This window comes from Streptomyces sp. NPDC016851 (assembly GCF_055562795.1).
In genome coordinates this window covers 13,420-28,719 of sequence record NZ_JBVHEP010000033.1, presented here as the reverse complement: position 1 = coordinate 28,719, position 15,300 = coordinate 13,420, and the positions used below count along the sequence as shown (strand labels likewise).

The following is a 15,300-nucleotide window of genomic DNA, read 5'->3' as shown; positions in this document are numbered from 1 at the left end:
CACCATCGGATCCATGGACAAGATGCGGCAGGTGCGCCTCGCCAAGGACGCCATGGACCGGGACTGGGCCGATCCGGACCTGGACCTGGGCGCCGTGGCGGCCCACGCCGGGTACTCGCGGTATCACTTCATCCGCGCCTTCAAGGAGGCGTACGGCGAGACCCCCGGGCAGTACCTCACGCACCGCCGCATAGAACGCGCCGAGGACCTGCTGCGCACGGCGAACCTCTCGGTGACGGAGATCTGCCACCTGGTCGGCTTCAGCAGTGTCGGCACGTTCTCGGCCCGGTTCAAGGCGTGGACCGGCCTGACGCCCAGCGAGTACCGGACGAAGCATGTGGGCCGCGGAGCGGCACTCATACCGGGCTGCTACGCCATGCTGTGGGCCGGCGGCTTCCGGCCGGCGCCCACCCCGGGGCAACAGCGCAATTCCGGAGAAGCGGGCTGACACCCCCGCTGCCTACCGTGGCAGGACAGGCACGAACCGGCCGCCGACCAGCAGGAGCACGCCATGATCAAGGGTCTCGCCATCACGACCGTCTGGGTCCTCGACCAGGACCGGGCCAAGGAGTTCTACACCGAGAAACTGGGCCTGGAGGTCCGTACGGACATGACCATGGGCGAGGGCGGCATGCGCTGGCTCACCGTCGGCTCGCCGAACCAGCCCGACGTCGAGTTCACGCTGATGGTGCCCGGCGGGGCCGGGATGGACCCCGAGTCCGCCGAGATGCTCCGGAAGCTGGTGTCGAAGGGCGCGCTCGGCGCCGGGGTGCTGACCACCGACGACATCCACGGCGACTACAAGAAGCTCAAGGACCGGGGCGTGGAGTTCCTCCAGGAGCCGCAGGAGCGCCCGTACGGCACGGAGGCGCTGTTCCGCGACGACTCCGGCAACTGGTTCTCCTTCACGCAGCCCCGGGAGGGCGGACTCGACCTCGACCAGGACTGGACCTGCTGACCACGCTGCCCCGGACAGCCCCCTAGGGCAGCATCGGATAACTCCCCGTGTTCGTCGGCGCGTGCTCCGGCAGCCACAGCACCGCCACCGCGCCCTCGGCCGGTACGCCCTCCGGCGCGCCCGGCGTGCGTACGTTCCGGAAGGTCAGCCGGGCGCCCATCACCCGGGCCTGCCCGGCCGCGATGGTCAGGCCGAGGCCGTGGCCGTGCCCGGCCCGGTCCTTGCTGCCGGTGCGGAAGCGGCTCGGCCCCTCGGCGAGCAGGTCCTCGGGGAAGCCGGGCCCGTGGTCGCGGACGCGGATGACCCGGCCCTCGACAGTGACCTGGATGGGCGGCTTGCCGTGCCGGGCCGCGTTGGCCAGCAGGTTGAACAGCACCCGCTCCAGGCGCCGCGGGTCGGTGGTGACCTCCGACTCGTGCACGATCCGCACCTCGACGTCCGGGTCCTTCGCCGCCACCCGCCGGGCGACGAACTCGCCCAGCATCAGGTCCTGGAGCTCCGCCCGCTCGGAGGCCCCGTCCAGCCGGGCCACCTCCAGTACGTCCTCCACGAGCGTGCGCATCGCCTTCGCCCGGTCCAGCACCAGCTCGGTCGGGCGGCCGGGCGGCAGCAGTTCGGCGGCGGTCAGCAGCCCGGTCACCGGCGTGCGCAGCTCGTGCGCGATGTCGGCGGTGACCCGTCGCTCGGCCTCGATCCGCTGCCGCAGCGTGTCCGCCATGGCGTCCACCGCGCTCGCCAGGTCGTCGGTCTCGTCCCGGACGACCCCGCCCATGGCGTCCCGCACGCGCACGTCCGTCTCGCCGCCCGCGAGCTGGCTGGCCGCGACGGCCGCCTTGCGCAGCCGCCGCGAGAGGTGCCCGCCGATGAGCACGCCGAGCGCGCTGCCGCCGAGGACGACCGCGATGGAGCCGATGAGCAGGGCCTGGTCGAGGTCCTGGAGGATGTCCGAGCTGCGGTCGGTGAAGCCGGAGTGCAGGGACATGACATGCCCGTTCTTCAGCGGCACGGCGGCCCATATGTCGGGCACGTCACCGGGCCGGTCCGCCACGTACGTCGCCCGCTGGCCCGCCTCCACCCGGTCCCGCAGCGCCGGCGGCAGGTTCGGGTCGTCGATCTTGGCGTTGGGGAAGTTCATCCGCCCCGACAGCTCGAAGTTGCGCTGGGCGATCAAGATGCGCTCGTCGGCCAGGTCACGCGCGTTGTCCAGCATCGACACCCGGGCGGCGTTGTGCACGACCAGGCTCAGCGCGACCGCCACCAGCGCCCCGACCAGCGCGATGGCCGCGCTCAGCTTCCATCTGAGGCCCGTGCGGATGCCCGCGCGCTCCAAGCCCGTGGCGACCAGGCGCCGGAAGTGCCCCCTCATAACCCCTGCTCAGGCCTTCAACTTGTAGCCAAAACCGCGGACCGTCTCGATGCGGTCCTGGCCGATCTTCTGCCGCAGCCGCTGCACGTGCACATCGACGACGCGGGTGTCCCCGCCCCAGCCGTAGTCCCACACCCGCTCCAGCAGCTTGTCGCGGGATAGCACCGTGCCCGGCGTCGTGGAGAACTCCAGCAGCAGCCGCATCTCGGTCGGCGTCAGCGCCACCGGCTGCCCGGCCCGGCGGACCTCCATGCCCTCGGTGTCGACCTCCAGGTCCCCGAACGTCAGCACCCCGCCGCCGGCCGGGGAGGCCGGCTCCTCCGTCCGGCCGCCGCCCGCGTGCCCGAACCGGCGCAGCACCGCGCGGATCCGGGCCACCAGCACGGCACCGTCGAACGGCTTGGTCACATAGTCGTCGGCCCCCGCCTCCAGGCCCAGCACGACGTCGATGGAGTCGGCCCGCGCCGACAGCATGATGACCGGCACGGTCGACTCGTCCCGGATGCGGCGGCACAGACTGACCCCGTCGAGGCCGGGAACCATGACGTCCAGCAGCGCGATGTCCGGGCGGTCCGCCCGGAACGCCTCCAGGCCCGACAGTCCGTCGGGCATGGCGGTGACCACGAAGCCGTCCCGTTCCAGGGCGAGCTGCGTGGCCTCACGGATGACGTCGTCGTCCTCGACGAACAGGACGTGGGTCTGGTCTGCCATCCCGGTGCTCTCAGTCCTCGTGTGGTTCGTGGGGTGCGTTCTGCCGCGTTCCCTCTGAGGGACGCGCGATCAGGGTGATGCGTTCACCGGTGGATCGGTCCGAGCGGCCCGATCGGTTCACACGCGCTGCGCCCACGTCAGCTCGCGGGCTCCGGCGTGGGGGTTTCGCCGGCGACCTTCCCGTAGTCGTTGTGCGTGCGGTACTCCTCGTCGAACCGACCGGAGGTCCAGCTGTATGTGATCACGTTCTCCCCGGAGGGGCTCGACACCGGGTCGCCCCTGTCGTACACCTGCTTGGTCACGACCAGGTCGCCGCGGTCGATCTCCGCGTAGACCGGGGGCTCCTCGGCCTTGAACACATTCTCGTACGAGCCGTCCTGCTCGCGGTACACGTAACTGCCCACACCCACAGCGTCACCGCAGCTCAGGACGTTGACGACGACGTCGTCGCCCGATCCGCCGGTGAGGTTGCCGTAGGACACGTCGACGGGGTACTCGTCGGCGACGCACGGCTTCAGCGCGCGCTTGACCTCGGGGGAGACCTTCGGGTCGTCCTTGACGAGCCGGACCGCGTCGACCGCGTCGGGCGTCTTCGACGGCGCGGCGGACGGTGTGGCCGCGGCGGCGCCCGCCACCGAGTCGGAGTGCGCCGGGCCCTCGTCACGGGCGCCGGTGCCGCCCGCACCGCACGCGGACACGAAAAGGCCGAGGGCGGCGAGCACGGCCATTGCCGTACTCACCGCCTGGATGCTGGCCCGGGGTCGTGCAGACCCCTCGCCGGTCAGGCCGCGCACCGCTCCCGCTCCTCACGCTCCAGCGCGCGTGCGTCCAGGTCGCGGGACTCCAGCTCCTCGCGGAGCCGGGCGAGCGCCCGGTGCAGCGTGCTCTTGACCGTTCCGGCCGACATGCCGAGGGCGGCGGCCGTCTCCTCTGTGGACATCTGCTCCCAGTGTCGCAGGACGACGACACTGCGCTGCTTCGGGGCGAGTACCTTCAGGACGTCCATCAGCAGGGCGCGGTCCGCGTGCTGCTCGGTGGAGTCGTCGACCGAGGCGTCCGGGAGCTGCTCGGTCGGCACCTCCTCCAGCTTGCGGGCCCGCCACCACTCCGTGCGCGTGTTGATCATCACCCGGCGCAGGTAGGCGTCCGCCAGCCGCTTGTCCTCGATGGTCTCCCAGCGGCCGTACGTGCGGACCAGCGCGGTCTGCAGCAGGTCCTGCGCGTCCGTCGGGTCCGGCACCAGGCGGCGGGCACTGCGCAGCAGCGCGTCCTGCCGCGTGCGGACGTACTCCTCGAACTCGAGCACCTCGCCCTGCGCCATGGTGAACCGCCTCCCGTTTCCCCGTTACGGCCGGCTTCCCGCCGTCCGTGCACTGCCTGTGTTCCTTGGTCGTCCCGTGTCTTCCGGGAACGGAATTGAAGGTACGGAGGCGTTGTCACGGCACTGTCCGAAGCAGCCTTCGGCTAGCACTCGGCTGTCCGTCGGTTGTGTAACGGCCGTGGGAACGGGGAAGAGCGGCGGGGGTGTTGGGGCGGATTCGGGGTGATTTGTCCACCCTGATGACTGTGACAGGCGACGACTCGCGGCTGTGATGTGTCTGTACGTCAGGTCAGCGGCAGCCGGTACAGCCCGTCCGCCAGCGGCTCCACCAGACCGTCGGCGACGAGGCCGTCCAGGGCGCGGGCCCGCTGCACCGGCTCGTGCCACACCCGGTCCAGCGCCGCCTGCGGAACCGGACCGTGGGCCTCGCGCAGCACGGCGAGCAGCCGCCCGCGCACCTGCCGGTCGGTGCCCGCGTACGTCTGACCCCGGCGCGGCGGCCCGTCGTGCTCCGGCTTGCCCGCCAGCCGCCAGGCGCACTGCGCGGCGATCGGGCAGCGGTGGCACGACTCGCTCTTCGCCGTGCACACCAGCGCCCCCAGCTCCATGGAGGCGGCGGCCCAGCGGGCGGCGGTCGGCTCGTCCTCGGGCAGCAGCGCGCGGGCGAGTTTGCGCTCGGCGGCGGTGGTGGCGTTCGGCGGGTACTGCACGCCGGTGACCGCGCGGGCGAAGACCCGGCGCACGTTGGTGTCCAGCACCGGGTGCCGTTGACCGTAGGCGAAGGAGGCGACGGCGGCGGCCGTGTACTCGCCGATGCCGGGCAGCGCCAGCAGCTGGGCGTGGTCGGCGGGTACGTCACCGCCGTGCCGTTCCGTTATCGCGACGGCGGCGCCGTGCAACCTGAGGGCGCGGCGCGGGTAGCCGAGCCGGCCCCAGGCGCGGACCGCCTCGCCCGGCGCCTCCTTGGCCAGGTCGGCGGGGCGCGGCCAGCGGGCCAGCCACTGCTCGTAGACGGGCAGGACGCGGTTCACCGGCGTCTGCTGGAGCATGAACTCACTGACCATCACCCCCCACGCCCCGGCCTCGGGGCGCCGCCACGGCAGGTCACGGGCGTTCTCGTCGAACCAGTCGATGACGGGGGCGTGCAGGCTCTCGCCGGAGGGCGAGCCGGAGGGCGAGCCGGAGGGCGAGCCTGAGGACGGGCCGGAGGCGGGGCCGGCGGGGCTGGTGTGCGGGGGCTTCGCGGGTGCAGTCATGGCCATTCGATCCTGCCACGCGGGGACCGCGATCCGGGAACACCACCACCCAGGAGGGACAGGCGTACCAGTCAAGAGGGACAGGCGTACCTGACGATCGGCAGCAGTGCCGCCCTGCCGACCGCCTATAGCGTCGGGCGAATGGAACGACCTCGTCCCGCCCGGCTCGGCGGCAGGGTGGCACTGCTCTGGGCGGCCCTCGCCCTGCCCGCCCTCACGGCGGACCGGCTCGGGCTGAACGAGCCGCGACCGGCCTGGCAGCAGGCGGCCGGTGTGGCGGTGCTGGCGGTCGCCGCCGCCCTGTCCCGGCGGCTGCCGCTCGCGGCCTTCGGACTGGTGGCCGCCCTGAGCCTCGCCGCGGCGCCGGCCATGTTCACCGTCTCCTACGGCCCCGCCCTCGGCGTGTTCGCGCTGCTGCTCGGGCTGCGGGCGGGCCGGGCACGCCCCGCGGCGCTGTGCTTCGCGGCCGTCGGCTGCGCCGGCACGGCCCGGATCGCGCTCGTCGGAGTCGACCCGGCCCCCGAGTGGCTCGTCATGACGGGCACGCTGCTCTTCGGCTGCGTCTTCCCCTGGCTCGGTGGTCGCTACTGGCGGCAGAGCCGCGAGCTGGCCGCGGCGGGCTGGCTGCGCGCCGCCCGGCTGGAGGACGAGGCCCGCTTCGCCGAGGAACGCGCCCGGCTGCGCGAACGGGCCCGGATCGCCCAGGACATGCACGACTCCCTCGGCCACGAGCTGAGCCTCATCGCCCTGCGCGCGGGCGCCCTCCAGGTCGCCCCCGGGCTCGCCGCCGAGCACCGGAGCGCGGCGGCCGACCTGCGCGCGGCCGCCGCCGACGCCACGGACCGACTGCACCGCATCATCGGCGTCCTGCGCGAGGACGACGACGAGCCCGCGCCGCTGGCCCCGGCGGGCGAGACCCTGGAGCAACTCGTCGCCCGCGCCGCGGAGTCGGGCCTGCCGGTGCGCTGGGAGCCCGCCGGGCCCGGCGGCCCGTCCGCCGAGCCCGGCGGGGTCGCCGAACGGCTGCTGCACCGCGTGGTCCGGGAGGCGCTGACCAACGCGGCACGGCACGCACCGGGCGCTCCCGTGACCGTGGCACTGACGGGACGGGCCGCGGGGGTGTCCGTCACCATCACCAATGGACCGCCCACCCAGGAGAGTTCCCACTCCACTGGTGGCGGTACGGGCCTGCTCGGGCTGCGGGCCGCGGTGACCTCCGTGGGCGGCACGTTCGAGGCCGGACCGCACGAGGAGGGGTTCCGGGTGTCGGCGTACGTGCCCGACGCCCCCGAGCGGCAGGCCACCGCCGAGTCCCCGGACCCCGCGCCCTTCCGGCACGCCCGCCACCGGGTCGCCGCCGGCTTCGGCACCGCGGCAGGCGTGGGCGTCGTGCTGGTCGGCGTGGCGTTCGGCTGGTACGCGTACGCGGAGAAGCACTCGGTGCTCGAACCCGCCACGTACGCGAAACTGCGCCTGGGCACCCCGGCGGCCGAGGTCGAACACCTGCTGCCCGAGCGCGACGTGAACGACCCGCCCGACGACCGGGCCCCCGCCCCACCCGGGGGAGCCGACTGCCGCTACTACCGGGCGAGCGGCGAACTGTTCGTCTCCGTCGACCACTTCAGACTGTGCTTCGCCGCCGGCCGGCTGGTCGCCAAGGACGTGGTCCCGCGCATCGGTCTGCCCGGCGAAGGCCGCGAGGAATACGAGGAGTTCTCACAGTGATCCGTGTCCTGCTGGCCGACGACGAGGCCATGGTCCGGGCCGGGGTACGCGCCATCCTGGGCAGCAGCGGCGTGACGGACGTCGTCGCCGAGGCGGGCGACGGCCGTGAGGCGGTCGAGCTGGCCCGCGCCCACCGCCCGGACGTGGCCCTGCTCGACATCCGCATGCCCCGCCTGGACGGTCTCACGGCGGCGGAGGAGATCGTACGGACCGTGCCCGGCACGGCCGTCGCGATGCTCACCACCTTCTCCGAGGGCGCCTACGTGACCCGCGCCCTCGGCGGCGGTGCCACCGGCTTCCTGCTGAAGTCCGGGGACCCGTACGAACTCATCGCGGGCGTACGGGCGGTGGCCGCCGGGGCCGCGTTCCTCTCACCCAAGGTGGCCCGGTACGTCATCGACGAGGGCCTCGGCGGCGGCCGGCTCACCCGTGAGGCACAGGCACGCGCGCGCGTGGCCGTGCTGAGCCCCCGCGAACGCGAGGTGCTCGGCCTGGTCGGCGCGGGCCTGTCCAACCCGGAGATCGCCGCCCGGCTGCACCTCGTCGAGGGCACGGTGAAGGCGTATGTGAGCGCGGTCCTGGACCGGCTGGACGTGCGCAACCGCGTGCAGGCGGCGATCGTGGCGTACGAGGCGGGGCTCGTGGAGACGTGACGACCGGAGCGGCGCGTGGCGGCCGGAGCGGCGCGGCGGCGGGGGCGCGTTCCGGCCCGGCGATGCGCATGCCGACCGCCTCAGCGCCGCGCGTGCGAGCCGTACGACCTGACGGGCGCCGCGCCCGGCCCGGTGAACCACCGCACGGCCGGCGCCGACGAGGTGCGCAGCGCCCCGGCCAGCCGCGTCGCCGGGCCCCTGCCCAGCCGTACGGCGACGAGGGCCACGAGCGCGCCCAGCACCAACCCGGCGAGGACGTCGTGCGGATAGTGCACGCCGACGAAGACCCGGGAGAAGGCCATGAGCAGGGCGAGCGGGGCCGTCACGCACAGGAGCGCGCGCCGGACCAGCGCGAGGGCGACCGCCGCCGCGCCCGCGATCGTGGCGTGGTTGGACGGGAAGGACCAGTCGCCGTGCGGTGGGCACGCGGCGAGGGACGCGGCCGCACCGGCGACCGCCCGGCACGGACGCTCCTCCGTGACCGCGGACTTGAGCACCTCACTGCACACGTACGCCACGGCCGTGGCCACGGGTGCGAGGGCCGCGACCGCGAACGCGTGGGGAGTGCCGCGGCGGGCACGCCACCAGGCCGTGGCGAACAGCGCGACGAAGACCAGCAGTCCGGCCTCCGTCCATATCTCGGCCCCGTGCTGTACCCACATCGGGGTGTCATGGGCGAAGTCGGTGATGTCGCGGTAGAGCGCGCTGTCCTCGAAGTTCATGGTCACGGACGGTAGGCGGCAGGCCGGTACCGTCACACCCAGCGATCGTCGCGTCCCGAACCCGACGAAAGACAGGGGTGGCCTCCGGGATTCCGAGATGATGATCCGGAAAAGTTGTGGCCCCGAGCGGCGGGTGGGACAGGCGAACGCGCCGATCTCTCGTAAGGTTTGCGCCGTGGGATCTCTGCGCAATCCGGTCGGGCCGCTTCCCTCCTCCATCTACTGGCGTCGGAGGGTCGTACTGGTGTCTGTGGTCGCCCTGTTGGCGCTTCTGATCACCTGGATCGTGACGATGGGCGGCGGAGGCGGCAAGGACGGCGACAACGGCGCCAACGGCAAGAATCCCTCGCCCTCCACGATCACGCCCGGCCCGTCGAGTTCGGGCCCGGCCATCAGCCAAGCGCCCGGCGGACGCGACGAGTCGGCCGACGAGGGCTCCGGCGGCTCGTCGTCCGGGTCCGGGTCCGGGGGCGGTTCCGGCGACGGCTCGGGTGACGGCTCCGGGGGCGGTTCCGGCTCGGGCTCCGGCGGCGGTTCCGGCGCGGGCGGCTCCGGAGGTGCGGGCGGTGCCGGCGGTTCCGGTGGCGGTACGGCGGTGGGCGGCGTCGGCGTGGGCGACACCCTGCCGGCCGGTTCCACGCTGCCCAACTGCACCGCCAGCGTGGTCAAGTTCAGCTTGCGCAGCCGGCACAACACCTACGACCCCGAGCAGAAGCCCACGTTCCTGCTGACCGCGCGGAACATCTCCGGAAGCGACTGCAAGATCGATCTCGGGCCGAAGAACGCGGTGTTCACGATCACCCCGGCGAGCTCCGACGACGACTACTGGTCCTCCGAGGACTGCCCGAAGGCCGCCGCGCACCAGCTGTACCGGGTGCCCGCGGGCAGCGGCATCACCTACACCGTGAACTGGGACCGCAAGCCGAGTGTCCCCAAGTGCGCCACGCCTCCGGCGGGCTCGGCCGGGCCGGGCACGTACCTGGTGGAAGCCAAGGCTCCGGGCTTCGCGAAGGTGCAGACGTCGTTCGTGCTGTCGGCCGACTAGGACGGCAGGGCCTGGGCCCGGCGGCAGAGAATCCCGCAGCAGAGACACCTGAGGGCGGTACCCCTGACCGGGTACCGCCCTCAGCCGTTCCAGCCCGTTACGGCCGTACGGCCGTGCAGCCGCTAGACGTACCGCTCGAGGATCGAGGACTCCGCCAGCCGCGACAGGCCCTCCCGGACGCTGCGCGCCCGGGCCTCGCCGACGCCGTCCACTGTCTGGAGGTCGTCGACGCTCGCGGCGAGCAGCTTCTGGAGGCCGCCGAAGTGCTCGACCAGACGGTCGATGATCGCGCCGGGGAGCCGGGGCACCTTGGCGAGCAGGCGGAAGCCGCGCGGCGACACCGCCGAGTCCAGCGTCTCGGGCGAGCCGGTGTAGCCCAACGCGCGGGCCACCGTGGGCAGTTCGAGCAGCTCGGCGTGGGTGAGGGCGTCCAGTTCGGACAGCGCCTCGTCGACCGTGCGGGAGCGCTTGGCGGTGGGCTCGGGCACGTAGTCCCGGACGACCAGCTCCCGCTCGGGCTCCACGCCGGCGATCAGCTCGTCGAGCTGGAGGGCCAGCAGCCGGCCGTCCGTGCCCAGCTCCACCACGTACTCGGCGATCTCCGTGGCGATGCGGCGCACCATCTCCAGGCGCTGGGCGACCGCCGAGACGTCCCGGACGGTCACCAGGTCCTCGATCTCCAGCGCCGACAGCGTGCCCGCGACCTCGTCGAGGCGGAGCTTGTAGCGCTCCAGGGTCGCCAGGGCCTGGTTGGCGCGGGACAGGATCGCCGCCGAGTCCTCCAGGACGCGGCGCTGGCCGTCCACGTACAGGGCGATCAGCCGCATCGACTGGGAGACCGAGACGACCGGGAAGCCGACCTGCTTGCTGACGCGGTCCGCGGTGCGGTGCCGGGTGCCCGTCTCCTCCGTGGGGATCGTCGGGTCCGGGACCAGCTGCACGCCCGCGCGAAGGATCTTCGACAGGTCCGAGGACAGCACGATGCCGCCGTCCAGCTTGCACAGCTCGCGCAGACGGGTCGCGGTGAACTCGACGTCCAGCACGAAACCGCCGGTGCACAGCGCCTCGACCGTCTTGTCGGAGCCGAGGACGATGAGTCCGCCGGTGTTGCCGCGGAGCACGCGCTCCAGGCCGTCGCGCAGGGCGGTGCCGGGTGCCACGGCGCTCAGCGAGGCGCGCATCAGGCCCTCGGTACCGGCACTCCCGCCGGACTTTCCGGGAGCTGATGCCCGGTCGTTGGCTGCCACTGCACTCCTCCGGTCGCAGGTTCTGGGCGCCCCCGTGTTGCGCGCTCGGTTCGCACGGACGGGCGAGACCAGGGCAAAGTCTACCGGCGACCCTCCTCGTCCTGGGGGGCCTCTCTGCGACGGGACCGGGGGAGGACCCGCAGGGCGTCCCCTATGTCCGCTACTTCCAGAACCTTCATGCCCGAGGGGATCTTGCCCGGGTCACCCGGTACGAGGGCGTGCGTGAAGCCCAGGCGGTGGGCTTCGGCCAGCCTGCGCTGCACGCCCGTGACCCGTCTGACCTCGCCGGCGAGGCCCACCTCCCCGATCGCGACGAGGTTCTTGGGGAGAGGTGTGTCACTCGCCGCGCTGGCCAGGGCGAGAGCGACGGCCAGGTCCGCTGCGGGCTCCGAGAGCTTCACACCGCCGACCGTCGCGGAGTAGATGTCCCTCTTGCCCAAGGCGCTGATCCGGCCGCGCTGTTCCAGCACCGCGAGCATCATCGAGACGCGGGAGGTCTCCAGGCCCGAGGTGGTGCGGCGCGGGGAGGGGATCTGCGAGTCGACCGTGAGCGCCTGGACCTCGGCGACCAGCGGGCGGCGGCCCTCCAGGGTGACGGTCAGGCAGGTGCCCGGGACCGGTTCGGCCCGACGGGTGAGGAAGAGTCCGCTCGGGTCGGCCAGGCCCGTGATGCCCTCGTCGTGCAGCTCGAAGCAGCCCACCTCGTCGGTGGTGCCGTAGCGGTTCTTGACGCCCCGGACGAGGCGGAGGCGGGCGTGCCGGTCGCCCTCGAAGCTCAGGACGACGTCCACCAGGTGCTCCAGCAGGCGCGGGCCCGCGATCGCGCCGTCCTTGGTGACATGGCCCACGAGCAGCGTGGACATGCCCCGCTCCTTGGAGGCCCGGATCAGGGCTCCCGCGACCTCCCGCACCTGGGCCATGCCGCCGGGCGCGCCGTCGATCTCCGGTGAGGCCACCGTCTGCACCGAGTCCAGGATCAGCAGCGACGGCTTCACCGCGTCCAAGTGGCCGAGCACCGCCGCCAGGTCCGTCTCGGCGGCCAGGTACAGGTGGTCGTCGATGGCGTGGATGCGGTCGGCGCGCAGCCGGACCTGGCTCGCCGACTCCTCGCCCGTGACGTACAGCGTGCGGTGCTCGTCGCTCGCCGACTTGGCCGCCACGTCCAGCAGGAGCGTCGACTTGCCGACGCCCGGCTCGCCCGCGACCAGGACCACCGCGCCGGGGACGAGTCCGCCGCCGAGCACGCGGTCCAGCTCGGGCACGCCGGTGGAGCGGGCGGTGGCCTGGCGGCCGTCCACCTGGCCGATGGGCACGGCGGAGGTGGTGACCCGCCCCGGCGTCGTCGTACGGACCGCGGGCGCGCCGTACTCCTCGACCGTCCCCCAGGCCTGGCACTCGGGGCAGCGGCCGAGCCACTTCGCCGTCTGCCAGCCGCACTCCGTGCAGCGGTAGGACGGGCGGTCCTTGGTGGTCTTCGTACGGGCAGCCATGGACGAAACCGTAGCCGCAGGCACTGACAACGCGGGGGCCGACCGGCGCGGTCACCTGCGCGCCAGGGCCCCGCCACCCCGCGCCAGCGGCGGAACCACTGGTTCATGTCCCCGATTGAGGGATCGTTTCACCCGTACGGATTAAATGTGCTCAAGCCGCCGGAAGGTGCCACCCACGGCCGCCTACGGTCGCCGAATGATGAGCAGTACTCCGGAGATCTCGACCCGCTCCACCCGCACGGCCGGCCCGCACCGGGCGCACCGGGAAGCGCGTGACCGCGGGGCGGCGCGCACGCTGGCGCAGCGGCCGCCCGCGCGCTACGAGCCCTACCTGGACGGCCTGTTCACCTACTGCCTGTCCGTGCTGTGCGACCACGACGCCGCGACCGCCGCCCTGGGCGACGCCCTCGCGCTCGCCGAGCGCCGCGGCAAGCACGTCCCCGAGGCCCCCGCCGACCGCCGGGCGTGGCTGTACGCGCTGGCCCGCTGGGCGTGCCTGCGCAAGCTGGCCGAGGCCAAGCAGAAACGTCAGAGCAGCCACGCCGCGGGCCGCCCCCAACGCGCCGACCGGCCGTCCGGCCCGGCCGTCTCGGAGGAGGTCCAGGAGCGGCGGCGGCGCGAACTGGCCCTGCTGGCCTGGCCGGAGGCCGCCGGCACCACCCCGGAGCAGCGTGAGGCGCTCGAACTGGCCGTGCGCCACCACCTCGCCGCCCACGAGGTCGCCGCCGTCCTGGGCATGGACCTGGCCGCCGCCCGCGACCTGCTCGCCTCCGCCGCCTGCGAGGTGGAACGCACGCGTGCGGCCCTCGCCGTCGTCGAGACCGGGGCGTGTCCGAGCGTCGCGCACCTCGTCGGCGACGACCGGCCCGTCCTCGGCACGGTCCTGCGCCGCGAACTCGTCCGGCACGTCGACGACTGCCCGCGCTGCCGCCGCACCGCCGAGCGCGCCATCCCCGGCCGCTGGCCCGGCACCAGCGTCACACCCGCCGAACTGCCCGTCCTGTCCGCCCCGCGCGCGGCTCTGCACGTCGCCATGGCCCACCACGCACGCGCGCGTGGCGCCGGACCCCGCTTCGACCGGCGCGGCTTCCCCATGGACCCCAAGGACCGCGCCGCCCGAAGGGACCGCCTGCGCGCGCGTGCCGTCACGACGACCGTCGTCGCCACCGTGGTGGCCGCCCCCGTGCTCGCCCTGTGGGCCGCCTACCGGGGCACCCCCGTCGGCGAGGGCCAGGACGGCCGCTCCGCCTCCGCACGCGAGGCGGACGACCCGTTCGCCCTGGACGGTGAGATGGCCGGCGGCGGCTACGAGAACACCGGCAACGCGAGTACCAGGCCCGGCCCCCGCTTCGGCAAGGACGGCAAGGCCGACGTCTCCGTGGAGGTCCTCGGCGTCGCCGGCGCCGGCCGTACGAGCGCCCTGGACGTCACGGCGGACCACAGCGGCGACACCACCCTCATCACCCTCACCGCCACGGGCCCGGACTCGGTCCGCTGGTCGGCGTCCACCGGAGCGGACTGGCTCTACCTGAGCCAGTCGTCGGGAACGCTCGGGCCCGGTGAGTCGTTGACGATCAAGGTGTACGTCGACCATCTGCGGGAGCCCTCCGGCCCCTGGCACGCGCAGGTGGCGGTCGCCCCGGTGGGCGCCGTCGTCCACATCGGGGGCTTCGGCACCGCGCCCAGCCCCTCCGACCCCGGCCCGCGACCCGATCCCCGCCCCAGCGACCCGGGCGACCCGCCCCCGACCCGGCCCGACCCGACGCCCACGACCCCACCGGACCCGACGCCGACGACCCCGCCCCCGTCACCCGACCCGGACCCCACGCCCACGAACCCGGGCCCGGAGCCGACGGACCCGACGGGCTCGACGCCCCCGTCCTCGGACAGCGGCGACCCGAGCCCGTCCACGCAATAGACGGTCAGCGCAGGAGACGGTCAGTCGACCGGATCGGCCGGATGCGGCGCCAGCAACGGCAGCTGCGAGGCCAGCCGCTCCTCGCACAGCTCCACCAGCCGGTCGTAGCCGGCCTTGCCCATCAGCTCGATCAGTTCCGGCCGGTAGGAGACGTACACCGGCTCGCCCGCGCCGTGCGCCGAGGTCGCCGAGGTGCACCACCAGTGCAGGTCGTGGCCGCCCGGCCCCCAGCCGCGCCGGTCGTACTCACCGATCGACACCTGGAGCACCCGCGTGTCGTCGGGCCGGTCGATCCACTCGTAGGTCCGCCGCACCGGCAGCTGCCAGCACACGTCCGGCTTGGTCTCCAGCGGCTCGCGGCCCTCCTTCAGGGCGAGGATGTGCAGCGAGCAGCCCGCGCCGCCCTCGAAGCCGGGCCGGTTCTGGAAGATGCACGAGCCCTGGAAGGGGCGCGTCTGCCGGTCGCCGTCCTCGTCCTCGGAGATCCAGCCGTTGCTCGTGCCCTCGGCGTGGTGCTGCCAGATGTCCGGGGTGAGCCTCGCCACATGCTCGGCGACCCGCTTCTCGTCGTCCTCGTCGGAGAAGTGGGCACCCAGCGTGCAGCACCCGTCGTCCGCGCGGCCGGCCTGGATGCCCTGGCAGCCGCTGCCGAAGATGCAGTTCCAGCGAGAGGTCAGCCATGTCAGATCGCAGCGGAAGACCTGCTCGTCGTCCGCCGGATCAGGAAACTCCACCCACGCGCGGGCGAAGTCGAGGCCCTTCTCGTCGGGACCCTTCTCGTCGGGCCGCGCTACGCCCGATGATTTGTCGCGCTTCGCCTTTTTCGTCTTTGGCACGAGTCCAGAGTACGGGCCTTGTACCCGCACCGAGGACGGCGGACGGCACGGC

15 protein-coding genes are annotated in these 15,300 nt (G+C 73.4%); 6 read left to right on the top strand and 9 right to left on the bottom strand.

Annotated features, from left to right (window positions below; genetic code table 11):
• Window positions 1–22: 22 nt before the first annotated feature.
• Window positions 23–448 (top strand): helix-turn-helix transcriptional regulator, encoded by a 426-nt coding sequence (locus ACZ3I3_RS36710; protein WP_356922617.1) that lies wholly within the window; start codon window positions 23–25, stop codon window positions 446–448.
• A gap of 63 nt (window positions 449–511) precedes the next feature.
• Window positions 512–958: a VOC family protein gene (locus tag ACZ3I3_RS36705; RefSeq protein WP_356922582.1), complete on the top strand. Its 447-nt coding sequence runs from the start codon at window positions 512–514 to the stop codon at window positions 956–958.
• Between the two features lie 22 nt (window positions 959–980).
• Here the strand turns inward: ACZ3I3_RS36705 and cseC are convergent, their stop codons facing one another.
• The 5 genes from cseC to ACZ3I3_RS36680 all read right to left on the bottom strand — a co-directional run bounded on the left by cseC (window position 981) and on the right by ACZ3I3_RS36680 (window position 5,612).
• The gene (gene cseC, locus ACZ3I3_RS36700; protein WP_467372129.1) at window positions 981–2,324 is read right to left on the bottom strand and encodes a two-component system sensor histidine kinase CseC; all 1,344 of its coding nucleotides are present in this window, start codon (window positions 2,322–2,324) and stop codon (window positions 981–983) included.
• A gap of 9 nt (window positions 2,325–2,333) precedes the next feature.
• Entirely contained in the window at window positions 2,334–3,035 is a 702-nt protein-coding gene (gene cseB / locus ACZ3I3_RS36695) for a two-component system response regulator CseB (protein ID WP_356922584.1), read from the bottom strand.
• Window positions 3,036–3,172: 137 nt separating this feature from the next.
• A complete protein-coding gene (locus ACZ3I3_RS36690; protein WP_467372128.1) occupies window positions 3,173–3,829 on the bottom strand; it encodes a hypothetical protein in 657 nt (218 codons plus the stop codon).
• Window positions 3,817–4,356, bottom strand: a complete 540-nt coding sequence (locus tag ACZ3I3_RS36685; protein ID WP_010048809.1) for a SigE family RNA polymerase sigma factor — start codon at window positions 4,354–4,356, stop codon at window positions 3,817–3,819. Before ACZ3I3_RS36685 ends, ACZ3I3_RS36690 begins: the two co-directional genes overlap by 13 nt.
• Before the next feature lie 284 nt (window positions 4,357–4,640).
• Window positions 4,641–5,612, bottom strand: a complete 972-nt coding sequence (locus tag ACZ3I3_RS36680) for an HhH-GPD family protein (RefSeq protein ID WP_467372127.1) — start codon at window positions 5,610–5,612, stop codon at window positions 4,641–4,643.
• A 141-nt stretch (window positions 5,613–5,753) separates the two neighbouring features.
• Between ACZ3I3_RS36680 and ACZ3I3_RS36675 the strand changes: the two genes are divergently transcribed.
• Entirely contained in the window at window positions 5,754–7,337 is a 1,584-nt protein-coding gene (locus ACZ3I3_RS36675; RefSeq protein ID WP_467372126.1) for a sensor histidine kinase, read from the top strand.
• Window positions 7,334–7,990, top strand: a complete 657-nt coding sequence (locus ACZ3I3_RS36670; RefSeq protein ID WP_467372125.1) for a response regulator — start codon at window positions 7,334–7,336, stop codon at window positions 7,988–7,990. The genes ACZ3I3_RS36675 and ACZ3I3_RS36670 overlap by 4 nt, the downstream gene beginning before the upstream one ends.
• Before the next feature lie 80 nt (window positions 7,991–8,070).
• Here the strand turns inward: ACZ3I3_RS36670 and ACZ3I3_RS36665 are convergent, their stop codons facing one another.
• Window positions 8,071–8,712 (bottom strand): phosphatase PAP2 family protein, encoded by a 642-nt coding sequence (locus ACZ3I3_RS36665; RefSeq protein ID WP_467372124.1) that lies wholly within the window; start codon window positions 8,710–8,712, stop codon window positions 8,071–8,073.
• Between the two features lie 175 nt (window positions 8,713–8,887).
• Between ACZ3I3_RS36665 and ACZ3I3_RS36660 the strand changes: the two genes are divergently transcribed.
• Window positions 8,888–9,757 carry a hypothetical protein gene (locus ACZ3I3_RS36660; RefSeq protein WP_467372123.1) on the top strand — a complete coding sequence of 290 codons (870 nt, stop codon included), beginning with the start codon at window positions 8,888–8,890 and terminating at the stop codon, window positions 9,755–9,757.
• A 122-nt stretch (window positions 9,758–9,879) separates the two neighbouring features.
• Here ACZ3I3_RS36660 and disA read toward each other — a convergent pair whose 3' ends face one another.
• Window positions 9,880–11,004 carry a DNA integrity scanning diadenylate cyclase DisA gene (gene disA, locus ACZ3I3_RS36655; RefSeq protein ID WP_467372122.1) on the bottom strand — a complete coding sequence of 375 codons (1,125 nt, stop codon included), beginning with the start codon at window positions 11,002–11,004 and terminating at the stop codon, window positions 9,880–9,882.
• Between the two features lie 80 nt (window positions 11,005–11,084).
• Window positions 11,085–12,494 carry a DNA repair protein RadA gene (gene radA, locus ACZ3I3_RS36650; RefSeq protein ID WP_467372121.1) on the bottom strand — a complete coding sequence of 470 codons (1,410 nt, stop codon included), beginning with the start codon at window positions 12,492–12,494 and terminating at the stop codon, window positions 11,085–11,087.
• Between the two features lie 196 nt (window positions 12,495–12,690).
• Here radA and ACZ3I3_RS36645 point away from each other — a divergent pair, with 196 nt between their 5' ends.
• Window positions 12,691–14,412: a BACON domain-containing protein gene (locus ACZ3I3_RS36645; RefSeq protein ID WP_467372120.1), complete on the top strand. Its 1,722-nt coding sequence runs from the start codon at window positions 12,691–12,693 to the stop codon at window positions 14,410–14,412.
• A gap of 20 nt (window positions 14,413–14,432) precedes the next feature.
• On the opposite strand, the gene ACZ3I3_RS36640 is transcribed toward ACZ3I3_RS36645, so the two are convergent.
• Complete coding sequence (locus ACZ3I3_RS36640) at window positions 14,433–15,248, bottom strand: DUF3109 family protein (RefSeq protein WP_467372119.1); 816 nt, start codon at window positions 15,246–15,248, stop codon at window positions 14,433–14,435.
• Window positions 15,249–15,300: the final 52 nt, after the last annotated feature.